This is a genomic window from Kitasatospora cystarginea (genome assembly GCF_039533515.1).
GTDB lineage: Bacteria > Actinomycetota > Actinomycetes > Streptomycetales > Streptomycetaceae > Kitasatospora > Kitasatospora cystarginea.
Genome location: NZ_BAAATR010000008.1, coordinates 27,183 through 47,747, shown reverse-complemented (window position 1 = coordinate 47,747; position 20,565 = coordinate 27,183). Strand labels below are relative to the sequence as shown.

The 20,565-nt window shown below is 73.5% G+C and carries 14 protein-coding genes and 2 tRNA genes; 7 read left to right on the top strand and 9 right to left on the bottom strand.

Annotation, left to right across the window (positions count from 1 at the left end; translation table 11 throughout):
• Nucleotides 1-193: 193 nt before the first annotated feature.
• Both ABD369_RS11540 and ABD369_RS11535 read left to right on the top strand, forming a co-directional pair.
• Nucleotides 194-1,357: a hypothetical protein gene (locus ABD369_RS11540; protein WP_344636220.1), complete on the top strand. Its 1,164-nt coding sequence runs from the start codon at nucleotides 194-196 to the stop codon at nucleotides 1,355-1,357.
• Between the two features lie 344 nt (nucleotides 1,358-1,701).
• Complete coding sequence (locus tag ABD369_RS11535; protein WP_344636219.1) at nucleotides 1,702-1,932, top strand: hypothetical protein; 231 nt, start codon at nucleotides 1,702-1,704, stop codon at nucleotides 1,930-1,932.
• Nucleotides 1,933-2,067: 135 nt separating this feature from the next.
• Here ABD369_RS11535 and ABD369_RS11530 read toward each other — a convergent pair whose 3' ends face one another.
• Both ABD369_RS11530 and ABD369_RS11525 read right to left on the bottom strand, forming a co-directional pair.
• On the bottom strand, nucleotides 2,068-5,301 hold the full coding sequence (locus ABD369_RS11530; protein ID WP_344636218.1) for a S41 family peptidase: 3,234 nt from the start codon (nucleotides 5,299-5,301) through the stop codon (nucleotides 2,068-2,070).
• A 242-nt stretch (nucleotides 5,302-5,543) separates the two neighbouring features.
• Nucleotides 5,544-5,617, bottom strand: a tRNA-Lys gene (locus ABD369_RS11525).
• Between the two features lie 310 nt (nucleotides 5,618-5,927).
• On the opposite strand from ABD369_RS11525, the gene ABD369_RS11520 reads away from it, so the two are divergent.
• Both ABD369_RS11520 and pgi read left to right on the top strand, forming a co-directional pair.
• Nucleotides 5,928-7,508 (top strand): Na+/H+ antiporter, encoded by a 1,581-nt coding sequence (locus ABD369_RS11520; RefSeq protein WP_344636217.1) that lies wholly within the window; start codon nucleotides 5,928-5,930, stop codon nucleotides 7,506-7,508.
• A gap of 237 nt (nucleotides 7,509-7,745) precedes the next feature.
• Nucleotides 7,746-9,407: a glucose-6-phosphate isomerase gene (gene pgi, locus ABD369_RS11515; RefSeq protein WP_344636216.1), complete on the top strand. Its 1,662-nt coding sequence runs from the start codon at nucleotides 7,746-7,748 to the stop codon at nucleotides 9,405-9,407.
• 109 nt (nucleotides 9,408-9,516) lie between these two features.
• Here the strand turns inward: pgi and ABD369_RS11510 are convergent.
• The 6 genes from ABD369_RS11510 to ABD369_RS11485 all read right to left on the bottom strand — a co-directional run bounded on the left by ABD369_RS11510 (nucleotide 9,517) and on the right by ABD369_RS11485 (nucleotide 15,369).
• Nucleotides 9,517-9,590: transfer RNA gene (locus tag ABD369_RS11510), tRNA-Lys, on the bottom strand.
• Between the two features lie 68 nt (nucleotides 9,591-9,658).
• Nucleotides 9,659-10,243, bottom strand: coding sequence for a bifunctional DNA primase/polymerase (locus tag ABD369_RS11505; protein WP_344636215.1), 585 nt, complete (start codon nucleotides 10,241-10,243; stop codon nucleotides 9,659-9,661).
• A 201-nt stretch (nucleotides 10,244-10,444) separates the two neighbouring features.
• Nucleotides 10,445-10,864: a hypothetical protein gene (locus tag ABD369_RS11500; protein ID WP_344636214.1), complete on the bottom strand. Its 420-nt coding sequence runs from the start codon at nucleotides 10,862-10,864 to the stop codon at nucleotides 10,445-10,447.
• Between the two features lie 218 nt (nucleotides 10,865-11,082).
• Nucleotides 11,083-12,468 (bottom strand): AAA domain-containing protein, encoded by a 1,386-nt coding sequence (locus ABD369_RS11495; protein WP_344636366.1) that lies wholly within the window; start codon nucleotides 12,466-12,468, stop codon nucleotides 11,083-11,085.
• 8 nt (nucleotides 12,469-12,476) lie between these two features.
• On the bottom strand, nucleotides 12,477-14,102 hold the full coding sequence (locus ABD369_RS11490) for a hypothetical protein (protein WP_344636213.1): 1,626 nt from the start codon (nucleotides 14,100-14,102) through the stop codon (nucleotides 12,477-12,479).
• A gap of 61 nt (nucleotides 14,103-14,163) precedes the next feature.
• The gene (locus tag ABD369_RS11485; RefSeq protein ID WP_344636212.1) at nucleotides 14,164-15,369 is read right to left on the bottom strand and encodes a hypothetical protein; all 1,206 of its coding nucleotides are present in this window, start codon (nucleotides 15,367-15,369) and stop codon (nucleotides 14,164-14,166) included.
• Nucleotides 15,370-15,802: 433 nt separating this feature from the next.
• On the opposite strand from ABD369_RS11485, the gene ABD369_RS11480 reads away from it, so the two are divergent.
• Nucleotides 15,803-16,447 (top strand): histidine phosphatase family protein, encoded by a 645-nt coding sequence (locus ABD369_RS11480; RefSeq protein WP_344636211.1) that lies wholly within the window; start codon nucleotides 15,803-15,805, stop codon nucleotides 16,445-16,447.
• Between the two features lie 213 nt (nucleotides 16,448-16,660).
• On the opposite strand, the gene ABD369_RS11475 is transcribed toward ABD369_RS11480, so the two are convergent.
• A complete protein-coding gene (locus ABD369_RS11475; RefSeq protein WP_425557590.1) occupies nucleotides 16,661-18,172 on the bottom strand; it encodes an NsdA family TPR-like regulatory protein in 1,512 nt (503 codons plus the stop codon).
• 549 nt (nucleotides 18,173-18,721) lie between these two features.
• On the opposite strand from ABD369_RS11475, the gene ABD369_RS11470 reads away from it, so the two are divergent.
• Complete coding sequence (locus ABD369_RS11470) at nucleotides 18,722-19,237, top strand: hypothetical protein (protein WP_344636210.1); 516 nt, start codon at nucleotides 18,722-18,724, stop codon at nucleotides 19,235-19,237.
• Nucleotides 19,238-19,558: 321 nt separating this feature from the next.
• Nucleotides 19,559-20,485 carry a spermidine synthase gene (locus tag ABD369_RS11465; RefSeq protein ID WP_425557589.1) on the top strand — a complete coding sequence of 309 codons (927 nt, stop codon included), beginning with the start codon at nucleotides 19,559-19,561 and terminating at the stop codon, nucleotides 20,483-20,485.
• The last annotated feature ends 80 nt before the right edge of the window (nucleotides 20,486-20,565 follow it).

The window sequence follows — 20,565 nt, the reverse complement described above, 5'->3', positions numbered from 1 at the left end:
CCTTGGGGGAACGTTGCTCGGCTCTTTCATCGGCGGAATAGTCATCGGCCTGCTCCTTGCGGCCGGTTCCGTGGCGGGGTTCGTGGTCGGCACGAAACGTGTCTCCCGGCCAGAAGGGCATGCGGCGGCGGATGGCGACTTCGCCACCGCGGTGCAGCCGTCGGCACCAGATCCTGTGAAGGCGCCGGCTCCGGTGAGACAGGGCCGACGCGCCACGAGCGGCCTCGCCGAGGAGTTGCGGCTGGAGATCGACGCGCTGAGCGTGGACCTGGACCTCGTGCTGGCGAACCCGCTCACGGCCGATGCCGACCCGGCCGAACTCGCCGCGCGTCGCAAGGCCGAGGCGGCGCTCAAAGCCGCCGTGCGGGTCCGGGATGATGCCGGTGCGTCCGGTCGGCAGCAGTCCATCGCCTCGATCCTGCAACAAGGCCGTTCCTCGCTCGACGAGTTGATGGTCCGTCGCCAGGAACTCCGCGACGCGGAAGCCGTGATCGGCGAGTTCCGCGACCAACTGGCCGCACTTCCGGTCGACACGGGGGCGGCGACGCCCGACCCCGCCGTACTCGCCGAGTACCGCAAGGCGGAGGCCGCGCTTGAGCGGGCGGTGGAGGCGGCCCGGGGGCTGGAGCGGGAGAGGCTCAAGCGGGTGCTGGGCGCCGTCGGGACCGGCCGGGTGGCAGTGCTGCGCCTCGAAGCCCTCCTCGCCGGTCGGCCGGTGCCGTTGGAGCTGATCACGCCGGAGGAACTCGCGAAGTCCGAGTGGGACCTGCGGCCGGGGCTCACCCCCGATCGCTTCTACTACGAGGGGCGGGGACCGGCCGAGATCGTGATCGACCGGCCGGTGCCGGGGAAGGCCGCCCTGCTAGACCTGGTGTGCGAGGGCGCCGACTACAAGAAGCTGGCCCTGATCACGCGGTCCGGGGCGAAGACCACGGAGGAGCGATTCTTCAGCGATTCGGACCCCTACCGGGGTCGGGAGCTGGTGCCGGCTGAGCGGACGCACGTCCGGATCGAGACCGAGCCCAAGTGCCAGTGGTCGCTGCGCTTCCGCCCGCTCCGCGACGCTCGCCCGCTGACCGGGAGCCTGCGCGGCCAGGGCCCTGAGGTGCTGCTGTGCCCCGAGTCCGGCAGCCTGCGCCTCACCGCGCACCTGAGGCAGCCCGGGGAGAACGGAGAGGTCCGGTTCGTCGACGAGTCCGATGTCGAGGGCGGTGTGGAGATCGACTGGTCCGGGGACGCGGGCCGCATGGTTGCCCACGGCCTGGGGACCTTCCGTCGTACGGAGTCCGTGGACGGGCCGGGTCTGCTGGTGGTGAGGACCCCGGGGACCTGGGAGCTCAAGCTCGCACGATCCTGAGCAGTCACCAGTCATGGGAGGCGCGCCGAGCACCGCGCGGTGGGCCGCCCACCCGGGTGGCGCCATCGAATCCCGTCCCCGGCTGCCATCGGCCCTGCCGTCGGTGCGATCGACCCTGGCGAGGGCGGCTCGATCCCCCGTACCTTCGGCACCCTGCTGACACCCCGGACGGCCGCCCGCCCGAGTGCCCCGCCCCGCGCCCCTGCGGCCGTGGCGCCGCAGTGGCCGGATCCCTTGCCACCGCCCGGAGCGGCGCGGAGCCGGGGCCGCACCGGTGGCATACCCGGCGGCGTAGTGTGACAGTGAGGGAGGCCCATCGTCCGATCAGGACCCGAGGAGGAGACATGGGCATCTTGGACAGGCTGCGTGGCAAGGCCCACCAGCACCACGAGAGCCAGCAGGAGCGCGCCGCCCTCGCCCACGAGCGTGAGGCTCTCGCCCACGACGAGGCCTCCGATGCCTACAGCGCCGAGACCGAGCGGGCCCGCGAGGAGGCCCAGCGGGCGGCGGAGCTCAAGGAGCAGGACGAGAGGCGCGCCTCGGACATGACCTCCGAGGGCGACCCCTGGGACTGATCGACCCAGGACCGACCGGTGGGACCGATCTGTCCCATCGGCCAACCAGCGCACAGCGGGGCGCACCCGACCGGACAGGGCGCGCCCCGCTGTGCCATGCCCCTTCTGGCGCCAAGCCCTCGGCCCGGTCGGGGCTCAGCGCGGCGGCAGCGGCGGGCGCCGCAGGTCCGGTCGCGGTACGTCGGGCGGCGGCGGCACGGTGGCGGGGTGGTCCTCCAGCAGGTCCATCGCCATCCGGACCGCGGTGACCAGCTCGGTGTGCTCGCCCCTGGCCCAGTCGTGCGGGGAGCGCAGCACCTGGACGTCCGGGTCGACCCCGTAGTTCTCCACCGAGAAGCCGATGCCCCCGAGGAAGTAGGACGCGTTCTTGGGCACCGAGATCGCGGTCCCGTCGCCGAGCACATGCCGGCCGGTCATCCCGACCACCCCGCCCCAGGTGCGGGTGCCGACCACCGCGCCCAGCCCGAGCAGCTTGATGGCGGTGATGATGACGTCCCCGTCCGAGCTGGTGGCGTGGTCCGCGAGTGCCACCATCGGGCCGCGCATCGCGTCCCTGGGCCAGCGGACCGGCTCCCTGCCCCGGCTGAAGTCCCAGGCCATCACCCGGCGCCTGAGCTTCTCCAGGACGAGCTCGGAGACGTTCCCGCCGGCGTTCCCCCGGACGTCCAACACGACCGCCGGGCGGTCGAGTTCACGGCGCAGGTCGCGGTTGAACTGGGCCCAGCCGGAGCCGCCGAGGTCCGGGATGTGCAGATAGCCGCACCGGCCGTCGCTGAACTCCCGCACCAGGTAACGGCGTTTGATCACCCAGTCCTGGTAGCGGATCGGCCGCTCGTCCGTCAGCGGGGTCACCGCGATCCGCCGTACCCGCTTCTGCGGCCCGCTGCGGAAGGTGAGTTCGACGCTGCTGCCTCCGGTGCCGGCCAGCAGCGGCCCCACCCCGCGCACCGGGTCGGGCGGCCGCCCGTCGACGGCCAGCAGCTCGTCGCCGTCGCGCAGGCCGAACCCGGCCAGCGGGGCGCGCGCCCGGGGATCGGAGGACTCGCCGGGCAGGATCCGGTCCACCACCCACCGCCCGTCCGGCGTCCGATGGACGTTGGCGCCCAGCAGGCCGAACGGCTGTTGGACCGGCGCCGGACCCTCGCCGCGCCGGGACGGGGTGACGTACGCGTGCGAGGTGCCCAGCTCGCCGAGGAGCTCGCGGAGCACGTCGGCGAAGTCGTCCGGACTGGCGATGCGTTCGAGTAGCGGCTCGTACTGGGCGATCAGTTCGGGCCAGTCCAGGCCGCACATGTCGGCGTCCCAGAACTGGTCGCGGACGATCCTGGCCGCCTCCCGGTACGACTGCCGCCACTCGGCGGCGGGGTGCACGGTGTGCGTGATGCGGCGCAGGTCGACGGAGAGCGGCGGCGCGGCCGAACCGAGCTGGTGGAGGGTGAGCGAACCGCCCGAGTACACCAGGACGGCGCTCCCGTCGCCGGAGACCGAGAAGCCGTCCAGCCGGTCCACCACGGTGCTGCGGACGCCGTGCGCCAGGTCGAAGTACTCCAGCGACGGGCGGCCCGAGATGTCGGCGGGGTTGGCGAAGGTCTGCCCCAGCGCACCGGAGATCGGCCAGCGCAGCCAGAGCACGCCGCCGCGCACCGGCGCCGTGGCCGAGTACTTGGAGGCGATCACCGGGAAGGCCACCAGCCGGGAGGCGAGTCCGGCCGGATCCACCCGAACCGTGCCGTCGCCCCGCGCCATGCCGGGGTCGAGGCCGACCGGGGGCCGTCCCTCCGCGGCCGCGGCGAACGGTGACGGGGTGTCGTCCGCCAACGGCACCAGATAGGGGCGGCAGCCGAGCGGGAAGGACATGTCCCCGGTGTGCACGTCGTGCACCGGGTCGAAGCCGCGCCAGGACAGGAAGACCAGGAACCGCCCGTCCCGGGTGAACACCGGATGCTCGTCCTCGAACCGTCCGCCGGTCACCTCGACGACGTGCTCGGGCGCATCCACCCGGGCCAGCTTGATGCTCCGCAGCGAGCGCCCGGCCACCGGTTGCGACCAGGTCAGCCAGAGCGAGTCCGGCGAGAAGGCCGGGCTGCTCACCGGCCCGTAGGAGGAGGCGGCCACCTGGCGGACAGCGCCGTCGACGGCCGAGACCAGCAGCAGGCGCCCGTCCGAGGCGGACACCGCCAGGGTGTGGCCGTCGGGGGTGGCGGCCAGTTCGAGCGCCCGGCCGATCCGGCCGGCGGCGATCCGGCGGGGCGCGGCGGCCCACGGGCCGTCCGGGCCGTCCTCGGACCGGCCGGGCGCGGGCAGTACGGCGATCTCGATAGCGTCCTCGCCCTCGGCGTCGGTCACCCAGGCCACCTGGCCGGTGTGGCCGAGCATCACCGGAAGCCTGGTCCGCACCCCGGGTCTGTCGGCGAGTGCCCTGGCGGGGCCGTCCCGGTGGCTCAGCCAGTACTGGCTGCCGCGCACGGTGACCACCGCGGCCCGGCCCGTGGCGTCGCAGACCAGGTCCTTGACCTGCAGGGCGGCGCTGACCTGGTACGACCGGCGCCCGGCCCGCGAGCCGCCGAGCGGGACGTCGAGCCGGTGCGGATGCGGGGCGTCCAGGCTCTCCAGCAGCCAGAGATCGCCCGCGTGCTGGTAGATGATCCGGGTTCCATCGGTGGTGGCCTCGCGGGCGTAGTACGAGGCGTGGTCGGTGTGGCGGCGCAGGTCGGTGCCGTCCGGACGGACGGAGTAGACGTTGCCGACGCCCTCGTGGTCCGACAGGAAGGCGATCCGGTCGCCGACCGGCATCGGGGAGGCGAGGTGCCCCTCGTGGTCGGGCAGCAGCTGGGTGCGGTCCAGCCAGAGCCGGCCGGTGGCGCCGCCCCGGTAGCGCTTCCACGAGGCGGGTTCGTGCGGGGCGGCCGCGGTCAGCAGCACCGTGTGCTCGGCCCCGACCTGGGCGTCGTTGACCGGCCCCCAGGGCATCCGGCGGCCCGGCGAACCGTCCGGCGGCAGCGCGTACGCCCAGGTGTAGTGGCTGAACGGCTGGTGGTACGAGGTGACCGCGAGAACCTCGCCGTCCGGCAGCCAGCCGCGCACCCGGGTGTCCTGGCTGCCCCAGTAGGTGAGCCGGACGGCCTCGCCGCCGGCGGTCGGCGCGGTCCACACCTCGGGGGTGAGGGTCTGCCAACTGGTCCAGGCGATGGTGGAGCCGTCGGGGGAGAGCCGGGGGTGGCTGACCCTGGTCCGGTCGCAGCTGACCCGCCACGCCCGGCCGACCGTACCGTCGGTGGCGAGCGGGGCGGCCCAGACGTCGTCCTCGGCGGTGCAGGTGAGCAGGCCGCCGTGCAGATGGGGAAACCTCAGATAGCCGGGCGCGGTCACCACTCCATGCTTCGGTGGGCTGCTGCGGGCCGCAACCGGGACTGCTCCCCGTGCTCCGGTCGGCCGACGGCGTGGACGGTGCGCCAGGAGACCGCCGCGGTCAGGTCGTTGGAAGCAGGCGGGACGGCCCGTCCCGGGCGCGTCGGGGCGGGAGTCCCGGCCTCATGACAAGCGGCACCGGAACCCGCCGCCGAGAACGCCGGAAGGCCCCTCGCTGCTGCGAGGGGCCTTCCGACTGTCTGTGCGCCGCCAGGGACTCGAACCCCGGACCCGCTGATTAAGAGTCAGCTGCTCTAACCAACTGAGCTAGCGGCGCCTGCTGACGAAGAGAACATTACCTGGTCAGCGGCCCGAAGTCCTAATCGGCCCCGAACGCCGGGTGTCAACCGGCCGACCACGGGGTGATCGCGGCCTTGCGCCGGACGGGGCCGTCCCCGATCGGGCGGTGGGATCCGGCCGCCCGCGGTGCCTCGGGCCGCCGGGCGCGTCGAAAGCCGATGGCGGCATGTCCGTGCGTCCGTGCCCCGGGACGGCCCCGACCTGCACGGTGAAGCGCGCCTGAGATCAAGGGCAGGCTCCGGATGCAGGACCCGAAAACTACGGTTTGTCAGATTTATGCTGAATCGGTGAACCAACTGTCGCTGCTGTTCGTGGTGCTGCTCGCCTCGATCGTGACCATCCCGGTGGCGCGGCGGACCGGCGTTCCGCAGCCGGTGCTGATGACGGTGGTCGGGCTGGTGATGGCCCTGGTGCCGCAGATCCCCAACGTGAAGGTCGAGCCGGAGCTGATCCTGCCGCTGGTGCTGCCGCCGCTGATCTTCGCGGTGGCCAGACGCTCCTCGGTGCGCTACTTCCGGGCCAACATCCGTTCGATCCTGCTGCTCGCCGTCGCCCTGGTGGTCATCACCACGGCGGCGGTCACGGGCGTCCTGCACTGGCAGGCCCCCGCCCTTCCGCTTGCCGCAGCGGTCGTGCTCGGCGCCCTGATCTCCCCGCCCGACCCGGTTGCGGCAGTCGCGGTGGCCGGCAGCATCGGCCTGCCGCGCCGGCTGGTGGCGATGCTGGAGAGCGAGGGCCTGTTCAACGACGTCACCGCGATCGTGATCTACTCGCTGGCCATCGAGGCCCAGGTCAGCGGTGACTTCTCAGCCGTCCACGCGGTGCTGCGCTTCATCCTCTCCGCGGTGGTCGCCGTGGTCCTCGGCATCGCACTCGGCTGGCTCAACACCAGGCTGGCCGGAATTCTGGACGACCCCACCGAGCAGGTCGCGCTCAACCTGCTCGTCCCGTTCGCCGCGTACGTCCTGGCGGAGGAGGCGCACGGGTCCGGCGTGCTCGCCGTGGTGGTCTGCGCGCTCTACCTCGCCGACCGGGCCGCCGGCGCCGACGACGTCTCCTACCGGCTGGTCGGCAACGCCTTCTGGGAGATCGTCGAGATCCTGATCACCGGGGTCGCCTTCGGCCTGATCGGGCTCGAACTGTCCACCGTGCTCGCCGACGTCGGGCGCCGCTGGTACGGCATGCTCGGCGACACCGCCTGGGTGATCGCCACCGTGCTACTGGTCCGGCTGGTCTGGCTGCTGCCGGCCGCCTGGATCTCCAAACGGGTCAGCCGCGGGGAGGAGGACACCCCGATCAGCTGGCAGGAGACCGTGGTCCTCTGGTGGTCGGGCATGCGCGGGGTGGCCACCGTCGCGTTGGCGCTGGGCGTGCCGCTGCTGCTGGCCGACGGCAGCGGCTTCCCCGGCCGCAGCGAGATCGTCTTCATCGCCTTCGGTGTGGTGCTGTTCACCCTGCTGGTCCAGGGCCTCACCCTGCCCTGGCTGGTTCGCCTGCTCCACCTGGACGCCGGCCACGACCGGCACGAGCGGGAACTCAGGGAGATGTGGTGGCGGGCGGCGAAGGCCGGCCTGGACCGGCTGGCCGAGCTGGAGGAGGAGCGCCGGCTGCCGCTCGAGGTCGCCGAGCGGCTGCGCGACCGCCAGCACGACCGGCTGGCCAGACTCTGCCCGGAGAAGTACGAGGAGGAGGAAGCCGCCGAGGTCCGGCTGCGGGCCAGCCAGTGGCGGGCCGCGGCCGCGGTCGAGCAGGAGATGATCGCCGCTTCCCGCCGCGAGGTGCTGGCAGCCCGCAGTGAGGTCGGTGCCGACCCGGAGATCGTCGACCGGGTGATGCGCGGCCTCGACCTGCGCAGCAGGCGGGTATGACGCCGCGGTGGATGCCCGCGTGACGGCCCGGCGGAGCCTCGGCGACGTGCAGGTGACGGCGTTTCCGAGGCGCAGGTGACGCCGCGCCAGACGGGCCGGTCGGGCGCGTAGGCTGTGCCGGGGCAGGCCGTCAACGGAGTCGGCGCACACAGCACCCCGTACCGCCAGACCCTCGCGCAACCCTCCCCGCTGGGCCCTGCCGGTATCCAAGAAACCGGATGAGTCAAGGAGCAACCAATGACGGAGAACCCTGTCGGCGGCCGTACCCCGCTGGACCGGCTGCCGCAGTGGGCGGCACTGGCCAAGCACCGGGAGGCGATCGGGCAACAGCACCTGCGTGAGCTGTTCGCGGCGGACCCGGAGCGCGGCAACCGCTACGCACTCCAGGTCGGTGACCTCAGGGTGGACTACGCCAAGCACCTGATCAACGACGAGACCCTGCGCCTGCTCCGGGAGCTGGCCGAGGCCACCGGTGTCGCCGAGCTGCGGGACGCCATGTTCCGCGGCGAGAAGATCAACATCACTGAGAACCGGGCCGTCCTGCACACCGCGCTGCGCGCCCCGCGCGAGGCCGTCATCGAGGTGGACGGCGAGAACGTCGTCCCCGCCGTGCACGCCGTACTGGACAAGATGGCCTCCTTCGCCGACCGGGTCCGCTCCGGCGAGTGGAAGGGCCACACGGGCAAGCAGATCAGGAACATCGTCAACATCGGCATCGGCGGCTCCGACCTCGGCCCCGCGATGGCCTACGAGGTGCTGCGCTCCTACAGCCGGCGCGACCTCACCGTCCGCTTCGTATCCAACGTGGACGGCGCCGACCTGCACGAGGCGGTGCGCGACCTGGACGCCGCCGAGACCCTGTTCATCGTGGCCTCCAAGACCTTCACCACGATCGAGACCATCACCAACGCCGTCTCCGCCCGCGACTGGCTGCTCACCCAGCTGAACAGCGGCACCGAGGCGGTCGCCAGCCACTTCGTGGCCCTCTCCACCAACGCCCGGGGCGTCGCCGACTTCGGCATCGACGTGGCGAACATGTTCGAGTTCTGGGACTGGGTCGGCGGCCGCTACTCCTACGACTCCGCGATCGGCCTCTCGCTCATGATCGCGATCGGCCCGGACAACTTCCGCCAGATGCTGGACGGCTTCCACCTGGTCGACGAGCACTTCCGTACCACCCCGGCCGAGCAGAACGTCCCGCTGCTGCTCGGGCTGCTCGGCGTCTGGTACGGCGAGTTCTTCGACGCCCAGTCGCACGCGGTGCTGCCGTACTCGCACTACCTGTCCAAGTTCACCGCCTACCTCCAGCAGCTGGACATGGAGTCCAACGGCAAGTCGGTGGACCGCCAGGGCAACCCGGTCTCCTGGCAGACCGGCCCGGTGGTCTGGGGCACCCCCGGCACCAACGGCCAGCACGCCTACTACCAGCTGCTGCACCAGGGCACGAAGTTCATCCCGGCCGACTTCATCGGCTTCGCCAAGCCGGTCGCCGACCTGCGGCCCGGCCTGGTCGCCCAGCACGACCTGCTGATGGCCAACTTCTTCGCCCAGACCCAGGCGCTCGCCTTCGGCAAGACCCCCGAGGAGGTCGCCGCCGAGGGGGTCCCGGCCGAGCTGGTCCCGCACAAGACCTTCAAGGGCAACCACCCGACCACCACCATCCTGGCCGCTGAGCTCACCCCGTCGGTGCTCGGCCAGCTGATCGCGCTGTACGAGCACAAGGTCTTCGTCCAGGGTGCGGTCTGGAACATCGACTCCTTCGACCAGTGGGGCGTCGAGCTCGGCAAGGTGCTCGCCAAGCGGATCGAGCCGGTGCTCCTGACCGGTGCGGGAGCGGAGCAGCTTGACAGCTCCACCGCGGCTCTGGTGGCCAACTACCGTTCGCTGCGCGGCCGCTGACCGCCCTCCCGGGTGGGCCGCCGGTTCACGGCGGCCCACTGCAGGGGCTGCCGGTGGCCGAAAACGCCGGAAGGCCCCTCGCTGCTGCGAGGGGCCTTCCGACTGTCTGTGCGCCGCCAGGGACTCGAACCCCGGACCCGCTGATTAAGAGTCAGCTGCTCTAACCAACTGAGCTAGCGGCGCCTGCTGACAGAGAAAACTCTAGCAGTGGCCCCGGGCGGAACCAAAATCGAATACCGGCCGGTCCGGGTTCAGGCCGAGGGCAGGGGGTCGGGCTCGCCGTCCAGGTCCGCGGGCGCCGGGAGCGGGCCGTCGCAGGCGGCCTGCCCCCTGGAGGCGCGGACGCAGGCCCAGAGCACCGTGGCGGCGCCGGGCAGCCACGGCTCGCGGGTGTCCGGCGCCACGATCCAGCGGCCCGCGCCCTGGCCGGGGGAGTCGGGCGCGTCCACCATCCGCTGGACCGGCGGGACGGTCACCGCGTCGCCGGCCCCGTGGCAGAGCAGCGGCGGCACCTCGCGGGCCCACTCCTCCCAGGCCAGCAGCGTCCGCAGCCGGGGAGCCGCGCCCGGCTGTACGAAGAGCAGGGTCCGCCCGCGGAACAGTGCCACCGGCCCGCAACCCGGGCCGGACGCCCACAGCTCGTCCAGGACCCGGCGGCCGAACAGCGAGGGCATGCTGATCACGTCGAAGACCCGTCCGCACGGCAGTACCGACGGCGCCCACGGCCGGGACTGCCACAGTGCCCGCATGCTGCGCGGGTACTCGCTCGCCGAGGCCAGCCACGCCTCGCCGGCGACGGTGACGTACTCCACGGATTGATAGGTCCAGATGTCCACGTGCAGCAGCCTGACCGCCGAACCGCCCCGTGCGGAAGAAAAGCCCCATTCGCCGGACAGTGCCGACCCGGCAGGCGTACCCTTCCCGCCTGCATATGCCACTGGCTACACCGGTTGGGGCGGAGCCTGCCGCGACGGGCGGTGGGGCTCAAGGGGCGCCGGAGGGTGCCGCCGGTGTAGCCGTGGGTACGGCGGGGTGGCTCAGTGCTCGCCCACGGCCTGCTGCTTCAGCAGCGTCTGTCCGTACTCGACCATCCGCGCCGCGTAGTCGGGTGTCCAGTCGGCCTGGTCGGCGATCTCGGCGGGTGAGAGCGCGTCGAACCGCCTGGTGTCGGCGAGCTGTGCCGCCGCGATCGCCTGGAAGTCGGTGGCGCGTTCGGCCGCGGCCCTGAAGGCCAGGGTCAACTCGGTGGCGCGGCGCAGCAGTTCGGACGGGTCCTCGATGGCCTCCAGGTCGAAGAAGCGCTCCGGTTCGGGCTCGCTCGCCTGCGGCTCGAAGAGCAGGTGGGCCGGGCGCAGCCGGCGGACGGGGGTGCCCGGACCCGGTACGGCCGGCTCGGTGGGGCCGCTCGGGACGTGCTGGCCGCTCTGGCCGGAGACCGGCGAGTGGCGATCGGGCATGGGGGGACACCTCCGGGGTGTGGGGCGGTTCGCTGCCTCGTGGCACGGGCGGCCGGTATGGGCCACCGGTATCGGCCGCCGTCCATTGTCGCTCGGCGGCGGCCGGTAGCGGAACGGTGTGAGAGCAGAGCGCTATTCCCGGCCCGCACGCCGGGGTGGCGAATTCGATCGCCCCGGCCGACACCCCGGACACCTACCGCCCCCGCCGGGGCCCCGGGTCACAGCCGGACCCGGTGCTCCTCCAGGTGCTGCAGCATCCGGTAGTTGGCCTCCCAGCCGTCCGGGAACTTGACCGTGACGCCGAGCTGGACCGGCTCGGTCGCGGGGTGCTCGTCCAGGACCTCGGCGATGCCCGCGCGGGCGACCACGATGCAGGCGTGCCGGTGCCGGGAGGCCAGCACGCACAGCCGGCCGGTCTCCAGGTGGAAGGCCGTCGCGTCGGGGCGGCCGGAGAGCGGGTGGAGCACCACGGTGACGTCGTACTCCCGGCCCTGCAGCCGGTTGGCGGTGTCCACCGTGACGGCCGGACCGGCGGCCGGATCCACCGGTACGCCGAGCCCGGCCAGTGCCGTGCGGACGGCGGAGGCCTGGTCCCGGTGGGCGGTGCCGACCGCGATCCGGCCGGGGGTCAGCGGCGTGGAGCCCTGCTCGGAATGGGCGGTGAGACCGCGCTCCAGCAGCCGCCGGACCGTCGCCCCCACGGCGGCGACGGCCTGCGGATCCGTCCGGACGGTGTGCCGGGCGGGCAGCTCCAGCAGGGCCCAGCCGCTCTCGGCGGCCTCGTCGATCGCCGCGTCGAACGCCGAACCGTCCGCCGCCACCGCCGCCGTCAGCCGCCGCTCGCCGGACCCGGTGCCCGAGCGGAACGGTGCGTAGGGATAGAACGCCGAGGAGATCAGCGGCGCCGCCGAGGCGGGCAGCCGCCAGGAGACCGGCAGGCGGTGCGGCTCGATCTCCGGGTTGTGCGCCAGCAGCGTGACCACCGCGCTGCTGGACGGGTCGTACGAAAGCCCGGCCCACTGGTCCGTGCCGACCACCGTGAACGGGTCCAGCTGACCAGGGTCGCCGACGAACAGCGCCCGCTCGAACAGCCGGGCCACCGCGAGCAGCGCGTCCGAGCGCATCTGGTACGCCTCGTCCACGATCGCGTGCCGCCACGGCGCCTCCGTCTTCACCCACTGCCACTTGGCGGCCGTGGAGATCACCACGTCGTGCTCCAGCAGGGTGCCCACCTTGTCGGACGGCGTGACGTTGCCGTGGCGCAGCGCCTCGGGCGACGGGCGGGAGTCGCTCGCGTGCAGCCGGCCGATGCTCAGCTCGGGACCCTTCTCGGCCAGCCGGTCGACCAGATCGTCCACCTGGCTGTTGGTCTGGGCCACGATGATCAGCCGCTCACCCGCGCCGACCAGCTCCTTCGCCGCCTTCACCACCAGCGTCGACTTCCCGGCGCCGGGGGGCGAGTCCACCACCACACCGCGCGGCGCACCGGGGGCCGGGCGGACGGTGGCGGCCAGGATCCTGGCCACGGCGGCGTCCGCCGCGGCGCCGGGAGAGAGGGCCGATGGTTTGCCGGGGACGGCTGTGGAGCCCGGGTCGAGGGTCATGGTGTCGGTCATTCCCACTCTTCGGCAGCGGTGAGCGAATGATCGGCGGCGCCTGGAGGTCCACCGTGTGTCCAAGGGGTGTCGTCCGGCTCGGGCAGCGGGGCGGACTGGCGCGACGTCAGCTCGAACAGGGTGAAGACGATCTGCTCGCCGGGCTCGGGCAGGCTGCCGGGCTCGGGCTCCTTCTTCCGACCCATCCCGGACAGCACCCGGACCGTGACGGTGCCGCCGGCCGGGTCGGACTCGACGATCACGGCCTTCTGCGCGACCGGTCCTCCACCAGCCTCCGGCCGGGGGGACCCCCCTGCCCGGTGCACCTCGCGGCCCGGATCGGCGTGCGGACGGTCGTCGGTGCGGACGGTGACCAGCGGGCGGGGCTTGGGCGAGCGGCCGGAGGTGTCGTAGTCCAAGGCCACCCCGACCACGGTGCCCGCGAACGCCTCGCCCGCCAGCCGGTGTTCGGCCATCGCCAGCGGGTCGTCCAGTGCCTCCTGGACCGCCAGCCTGGCTTGCTCGCGCTCGCGCTGGGCGAGCTTGCGGGCGGCGGTCACCGCGTCGTCCTGCCGGGGCTGCGGCGGCTCCCCGGCGGCGAGCCGGTCCCGGTGGCCGGTGTAGGACCAGCGGTCGGACTCCCAACGCTCCCCGAGATGGGCGGCCGGCGGCAGCGCGTACAGCAGGTCGAGGCCGCGCCAGACGTCCCGCCAGGTGGGCAGCAGCTCCTGTTCGAGGACCGAGCGCAGCTGCTCCGACGCCTGCTTGACGTGGAGTCGGGCCTGCTCGACCTGCTCCGGCCGGCCCGGCGCCTGCTGCAGCCCGGCCAGGGCGGCGAGGGCGGAGTCGTGGCGGTTGATGGCGGGGGCGAGCAGCAGCTCGTCGAAGCGCGGATCGGTGACCGGCCCGGCTGGCGGATGGGTGAGCCGCCCGTGGACGTCCCGCTCGGTCTCCGCGAGCAGGGCCGTCTCGGCGCCGGTCAGGCCGGGGCGCGGGAGGTGCCAGGCCAGCTGGGCGGCGAGGTGCTGGTCCTCCAGGTGGCTCTGGCCGGTCGCCCAGTGGCGGGCCAGCAGTGCCGTCATCGACAGCAGCAGGCTCGATCCCGGCACCTGGGCCCGCTCGGTGAGATGCGTCAACCAGCGCCCCAGCAGCGGGACCTGGGTCGGCGCCGGGTACAGCCCCGGGTCGGCGTCCTCGGCGGTACGGCGGAACCTGGTGGACCGGCCGAGCAGGGACAGGTGCTGGACGGACGCGCCGTTGGGGACGATCAACTGGGGTGCGTCGGTGCAGAGTTCCCGGAGGACCTGGGTCTTCTCGCCGGTCCCCGAGTCCTTCTCGGAGCCCTCGATCTGCTCGACCTCGGTACCGAAGGACTCCAGGTAGGGGAGCAGGTCGGCGGCGACCCGGGCGAGGAAGTCGAACCGCTGGGTGCGGTTCAGCGGTTGCGGAACGATGTGCAGGTGCGGTGCGGCCCGGTCCGTGCCCAGCAGCATGGCCAGCGGCGCCCCCGACTCACCGGCGGCGGCGAACGGGACCAGCACCATGGGGCGCTGCGAGAGGTGTCGGTGCCGCACGGTCGCGAGCGGTTCGGCCCGGCCGCTGCGGACGGCCTCCAGCCGGGCCAGGGTGCTCAACAGGCTCATCGGGTGGACCTCCTGACAGCCCCGGCCCGGTGCGGGGCCTCGAGCGCGGCGGGGTACGGAGTCATCCAGCGCTCCTGCCCAGGGCCTCGGCGCGCAGCGCGGCGGCGTGCGCGAGCCGGGCGGCGGCCTCGGCCTGCTCGGCACCGTCGGCGTCGGCGGGCTCGCCGGCACCCCGGCCCGCCGCGGCGGCCAGTGCCTCGGTGACGGTTCGCAGGCTGCCGAGCTCGCCCCGGACAGTACGGCCGAGCTGCTCGACCGAGTCGGCGCAGCGGGCCTGCGCGCGGCAGTGGAAGCCGAGTTCGCAGCTGGAGAGGCAGTCCGGGCTGTATGCGGCGGTCAACGCCTCGAGGGCGGCGGCCAGTTCACCGACAGGGCGGGTGAGGCAGCCGGCCTCGTCCGGGGCCAGGTCGAAGGTGGTTCCGGACGGCAGCGCGGCCAGCAGCTCCTCGACCCGGGTGAGCCGGTCGAGCTGACGGCGGGTGGTGGCCAGCTCGCGCCGGATGTCCACGGCGACGGCCGTCGGACGGTTGCCGAAGTCCTTCGGGCAGACCAGCAGCACGCTCGACTCCGGGCTGCCGGGCAGCTTCTGTTCCGCGTACGGCGAGTCGTCCACCGGCTGCCCGGCCGCCGCGGCCGCGGCCTCCTGGAGCGCCAGCACGTACACCGCCGCCTGCCGGGCCGCGGCCCCGACCTTCGCCGGGTCGGCGGAGCCGTCCAGGACCGGGAACGACTTGATCTCCACGACGGTGCAGCGGCCGTCGTGCACCACCACCGCGTCCGGCTCCAGGTACGCCGGGCCGCCGGCCACGGTCAGCCGAAGCATCGGGTGGTCGAGCAAGGTCCAGGCCCCCGGTGCGGCCGCGGCCTCGGCCAGCACCTCGCGAGTGCGCTCGGCCCGGACCGCCGGGGCGGAACGCGGCAGCAGGTCGGGCACCGCGAGCGCGGTCGCGTCCGGCGGCAGCCCGAGCCGCCGGCGCAGCGGTTCGAGCAGCGCGGCGTAGCCGTTCTCCTTGAGCCGGGACTCGAAGACATTGCCGCGCGCTATCGCGAACGGCGACTGACCGAAGGGCGCCGGATGGCCGAGGTGCCCGGCGACGGCCGCCTTGTCCACCCCGGCGGCGTCGAGTACGGCGCGGCGGCGGCAGCCCGGGTTGGCGGCGAGCGCGGCGAGGGCACGGGCGTCGAAGCTGCGCTGCGGCGCCCGGCCGCGCAGCTCGGAGAGCCGCTGTGCCAGCGGCTCTGCCTGCCCGATGGTCGAGACGTTCATGGTGCGGCCCAGTGTCGCATCCGGGTCTGACAAATCCGGTGCGGCCGCTGCTTTCCACTGCTTTCCACGCGATGCCGGCACTGCGGGGCGGGCCGGCGCGGCGGCTGCGTCCGGGCGGCCGGGTCCGGGTGGGCGGTGCGCGGTCGCCCGGCAGGGGACTTTGGATCGTCCGCACGGGGTTCGTCATGGGCGCGCGGGCCGGGTGGCCGCTGTCACGGCACCGTCCGTGGCGGCGCGGCGCGCCCGCCGGAAGGCGCGTGCACTCTCGCGGAGCGGGTGGGACGTTGGCGAACCACCGGGGTGGGGCGGGTGGTCGCGGGCCGCTGCCGGACGCCGGCCCGGAGGTGGGGGATCATGGTCCCCGGCGACTCGATGGCGAGCCCGGCCGCACCCACCCTGGCTAACCGCCACCCCAGCTGCGAGGAGTTCCCCCATGCCCGCTCGAATCGTGCTCGTTCGGCACGGCGAAACCGAGTGGTCGGCCACCGGCCGGCACACCGGCCGTACCGACATCCCGCTCACCGAGGAAGGCCGCGCGATGGCGCGCGCCCTCGGGGCCCGGTTGGCGAAGGCGCCGTGGAACGGCCTGCCGGACGCCGTCGTCTACACCAGCCCGCTCTCCAGGGCCCGGGAGACCTGTGAACTGGCCGGCTTCGGCGACCGTGCGGTGGACCGCCCCGAGCTGATGGAGTGGGACTACGGCCAGTACGAGGGTCGCACCGGGCAGGACATCAGGGCCACCGACCACCCCGGCTGGCTGATCTGGCGGGACGGCGTCCCCGGCGGTGAGAAGCTCTCCGACGTGGCCAACCGGGTCGACGCCTTCATCGCCGGACTCAACGAGGAGCACGGCGTCCCGCACCCCGACACCACCACCATGCACTGCGCGGACCGCGATGTGCTGCTCTTCGCCCACGGCCACCTGCTGCGCATCCTGACGGCCCGCTGGCTCGGCCTGGCGCCCGAGTACGCCCAGCGCTTCAAGCTGGGGACGGCGGCGCTGTCGGTCCTCTCCTGGGAGTACGGCCTGCCCGCGGTGGAGGTCTGGAACGACCTCAGCCACCTCGACGCCCACTGAGCCGAGCGGTCGGGCGGAACAGCGCCCCGGGGCGTGGCGGCGCCCCGAGGCGGAAGGGCTGTGCGGGCAGCGCGCCCCAGGAAGACTCCGGCGCGCCGTCAGCGGAGCGCGGCGTCCCGGTGTGGGAAGAGCCGTGCGATCAGCCCGTCACGGTAGTGTGCGGCCGGTCGCGCGGCCCCGGTCGCGCGACCCCGGGGCCGGACCCGGCGGCCGTCAGGCAGCCACGGCATGGTGGTACGCCGTCAGGAAGTCGGCGACCTCCGCCACCGACCGGTGCGGCCGCAGGTTCTCGGCGGAGTCGGCGAGCATGTTCCGGATCCGCGCCGAGCGGACCTCGCCGAGCAGCGCCACCGCCGCCGAACCATGGCTCGCCGCCCCCGCCAGATCCCCCTGGCCCAGCCGGTCGTGGGCGAGTTCGGCGGTGTAGAGCACCCGGTTGCGGACGAAGTGCGGGTCCTGGAGCGCTATGGCCCGCCCGGCCCGTTCGCTGGCCCGGTCCCACTCACCCAGGGCGGACCAGCACTGCGCCTCCAGGCCGGCGATCTCCGCCTCGCCGAAGAACGACATCCACTCCGGGTCGGCCTCCGACTCGCCCCGGTCGAACAGCGTGTGCGCGCGGGCGAGCGCCCGTTCGCAGGCCGCCCGGTCCTTGAGCAGCGCCCAGCCCCCCGCCTCGCGCATGGCGAGCAGCGAGAGCAGTCGGTCCGAGTCCAGTTTGCGCGCCGCGGCCTGGCCGGCCTGCGCAGCGCGCAGCGCCTCGCGCGGGCGGCCGGCGTCCCTGGCGAGGAAGGCGCTGTTGCAGAACACGTGCGCCTCCAGTGCGGTGTCGTCGGCCATCCGGGCGGTGGCGAGCGCTTCCGAGTAGAACGAGCGGGCGTCGGCCAGCCGGTTGGAGTCGTGGGCCAGCCAGCCGACCGAGATGGCCAACTCCCCGGCCCCGGACTGCAGTCGGCGCTCGGTGGCGCTGCTGTACTCGCCGTCGTTGAGCAGGGCGTACGCGCTGCGCAGCGACTGGCCGGCCAGCTCGAAGAGGGTGTCCGCACCATGCGCGTCGTCCAGCAGCCTGATGTCCCGGACGGCCTGCTCGACTCCGAGCACCTCGGCGGCGCCGACCCGGCGCAGGGATGGGAGTTGGCTCACCTGTCGGGCCGTTCCGACCTGGGCCGCGGCGAACTCGCCCGGTACCGGCAGTGCTTCCGCGGAGACGGCGGATGTGGGGGCTGCGGCGTGGGCCGGCCGGTCAAGGCCGAGTGCTGCCGCCAGGGCGGTCGAGCCGCCGCTCAGGAACGTACGGCGACGCACGTCGTCGTTCTCCTCGTGGGGATGGTGCGAATCGGTGAGCGGGGCCCGGCCGTCGGGCCCCGGGGCGGGCGGCCCGGCTGCAGCGCCTCGCGTGCTGCGGCGGCGGACCGCCGTCCGCGGGGCGAAGCCGAGATCCTGTAGTGAGCGGTCCGGCCACATGTGCCGGAACACCCGCTCGTACGCGTAGTTGGGGCAGCGGATCTCACCGGACTCGACCCGCCCCACGTAGCGGGCGTCGCAGGACACGTGTTCGCCGATCTCGCGGGCGGCCCGCCGGATCGCGGTGGCGAACTCGCCGGGGGAGCGGTCGCCCCGCAACTCCCGCATCACAGCGTTGGGGGCGGCGGCTCTGGGGATGGCGACGTGGGGGGTGACGGCGGCGGTCGGCGTGGACTGCGTTCCGCCGGGTCGCTTGGCTGCCATGGTCTGCGCTCCGAGCTCGTGCTGTGAAGGTCGCTGTCGCTGTGGGCTGTCCCCGGGGGCTGTCGCCGCGGGCTTGTTTCTGGAGGCTTGTTTCTGGGGGCTGTCGTTATGGCGGTTCGGGAGGTCGGTGGGGCGGCTGGTCCGGAGTGAACGGGGGCCGGGTGCGGCCGCGGTCGGCAGGTGGCGATCGGTGGCGGCGATCGGGGTCGGCCGGGGCTGGGTGGGTCAGCGGGGTTGGGGCCCGTGGGGGTGGTTGGTGTCGCGGACGGCCGCTGTGATGGCATGTGCTCGTGGGTCGGACGGGGCGCCCATGACAGTACCCGGAGTCATCCGGCGAATACGGTGAGTTGCCGGATGATGTACCCTCAATTCCCCACATTTCGGACGTCATTGCCGAGATCTGCCATGAAATGCCATGGCTTGCTGTAGGCGGCCCCGTGGCTTCAGGGGCACTCTTCGCGTTGTCCTGATACGTGGAAGCCCCGATCCGCACCCCCACCTGCCCGAGTGACTGGGCTTCCGACCTGACGAGGTGACAGGAGGGCCGCCATGGTCATCGGAGTGCCGCAGTACCGACGGACGGTCGCCGGCGGGGTCGCCCAGGGGCTGGCGCCCGCGCTGCTCCCGGACGGCCCGCGCGGCGCCGAGGGCGCCCGAGGGGCCGGAGCGGCCAGAGGCGTCGAGGGTGAACTCTCGGCCTGTACCGGCGGGGGCGGCGCGACCGCCCCGCCCCCGGCCGGCTACGACACGGTCACCGTCGCGGTTCGGCACGGCCTTGAGACGGTCGACATCCTCCGGCTCCGCCGCGCCTGCGGGGCGGTGCTCCAGACCGCGGGCGGCTCCGCGATCGCGTTCCTGGTCCCGGCCGGTACCGCCGACCTCTGGCACCTGCCGGGCAGCAGCTGTACACCCGGTGCCGTCCTCTACCCGCCGACCGACCCGCGCTGGGTGATGCCACCGTCCGGCCCGGACTCCGCGGCCCGCCCCACAGACGCCTGGGTGCTGCGCTCGGCACTCTGCGAAGCTGCCTGCACGCTGACCGCAGGCGGCTTCGGGCCTTTCTGAGGCCGTGCCGCACAGCCGCCCGAGCTGCACAGCCGTGTCAACGCGTGACCGCACACCCGCGCTGCCGCCCGCGCCCCACGCCGCGTAGTCGCACGCGCCGCCCGCCGCGTAGTCGCACGCCCGCGCTGCCGTCTCCGCTCCGCCACGAGGAACGCGGTGCACTGTCCCGCCAGGCCCGGCCGAACGGCCTACCGGGGAGTTCGCGTCCGCAGCCGGTCGCGGCGCCCGTCCCCCCCAGACCTTCCCGTCCCCTCTCGTTCCCCCCTGCCCGACCGCCGCTGAGCTGGGGCGCTGTCCGTCACCTTGGCGATAATGAGGGCCATGGGACGCAGCAACAGGGCCGGCAGGGCTCGTACCGAGACCGAGCCGAACCCCGCCGCCCCGGGCGGACCGTCCGGCGCGGCCCGTACCCGTTCCCAGGGCCCGCTGGCCCGCCAGGTGGGCTCCGGACTGGCCGAACTCGTCCCCGACCGGGACCGCCCGCACGCCTGGACCCTACTGGTCGACGGTGCGCCGCAGTCGCTGGTGGACCTCGCCGACCCCACCTATCTGGGCTTCGAGTACCAGCGCAGGCTCGGCCATGTGATCGACCTGGCCGCGGCTCCCGGAAAGCCCGTCACCGTACTGCACCTCGGCGGCGGCGCCCTCACCCTGGCCCGTTACGTCGCGGCCACCCGCCCCCGCTCGCGTCAGCAGGTTGCCGAGATCGACACCGCGCTGACCGAACTCGTCCGGGCGGAGCTCCCGTTGGAGCGCGGCTGGCAGGTCAAGGTCCGCGGCGCGGACGCCCGCGCGGTGCTGGAGCGCACCCCGGAAGGGGCGGTGGACCTGGTCATCGCCGACGTCTTCGCCGGGGCCAGGGTTCCGGCGCACTGCGCGACGGTGGAGTTCGCCACCCTGGCCGCGCGGGCCCTGGCGCCCGGCGGGCGGTACGCCGTGAACATCACGGACGGTTCGGCGCTGCTCTTCGCCAGGTCCCAGGTGGCCACGCTGCGTGCGGTCTTCCCCGAGGTCTGCCTGGTGGCCGATCCGGCGGTGTTGCGGGGCAAGCGGTTCGGGAACCTGATCCTGGTGGCGGCCCAGCAGCCGCTCCCGCTGGACGAGTTGAGCCGCCGGGTGGCCTCGGACTCCTACTTCGGCCGGGTGGAGCACGGCCGCTCGCTGGCCGACTTCACCGCCGGTGCGGTACCGGCCACCGATGCCACGGCAGCCCCGTCGCCGGCCCCGCCACCCGGCGTCTTCCACTGATCCCCGCCACCCGGCGTCTTCCACTGATCGCCGGTGCGCCGGCCCCGATCCGGCGCGCTTCCGTGCCCCGGTCCGTTCCG

Excerpts from the sequence above, each read along its gene's own strand:
- ABD369_RS11535 (WP_344636219.1), top strand. The coding sequence starts at position 1,702 with ATGGGCATCTTGGACAGGCTGCGTGGCAAGGCCCACCAGCACCACGAG.
- pgi (WP_344636216.1), top strand. The coding sequence starts at position 7,746 with ATGACGGAGAACCCTGTCGGCGGCCGTACCCCGCTGGACCGGCTGCCG.
- ABD369_RS11500 (WP_344636214.1), bottom strand. The coding sequence starts at position 10,864 with ATGCCCGATCGCCACTCGCCGGTCTCCGGCCAGAGCGGCCAGCACGTC.
- ABD369_RS11495 (WP_344636366.1), bottom strand. The coding sequence starts at position 12,468 with ATGACCCTCGACCCGGGCTCCACAGCCGTCCCCGGCAAACCATCGGCC.
- ABD369_RS11490 (WP_344636213.1), bottom strand. The coding sequence starts at position 14,102 with ATGAGCCTGTTGAGCACCCTGGCCCGGCTGGAGGCCGTCCGCAGCGGC.
- ABD369_RS11485 (WP_344636212.1), bottom strand. The coding sequence starts at position 15,369 with ATGAACGTCTCGACCATCGGGCAGGCAGAGCCGCTGGCACAGCGGCTC.
- ABD369_RS11480 (WP_344636211.1), top strand. The coding sequence starts at position 15,803 with ATGCCCGCTCGAATCGTGCTCGTTCGGCACGGCGAAACCGAGTGGTCG.
- ABD369_RS11475 (WP_425557590.1), bottom strand. The coding sequence starts at position 18,172 with ATGGCAGCCAAGCGACCCGGCGGAACGCAGTCCACGCCGACCGCCGCC.
- ABD369_RS11470 (WP_344636210.1), top strand. The coding sequence starts at position 18,722 with ATGGTCATCGGAGTGCCGCAGTACCGACGGACGGTCGCCGGCGGGGTC.
- ABD369_RS11465 (WP_425557589.1), top strand. The coding sequence starts at position 19,559 with ATGGGACGCAGCAACAGGGCCGGCAGGGCTCGTACCGAGACCGAGCCG.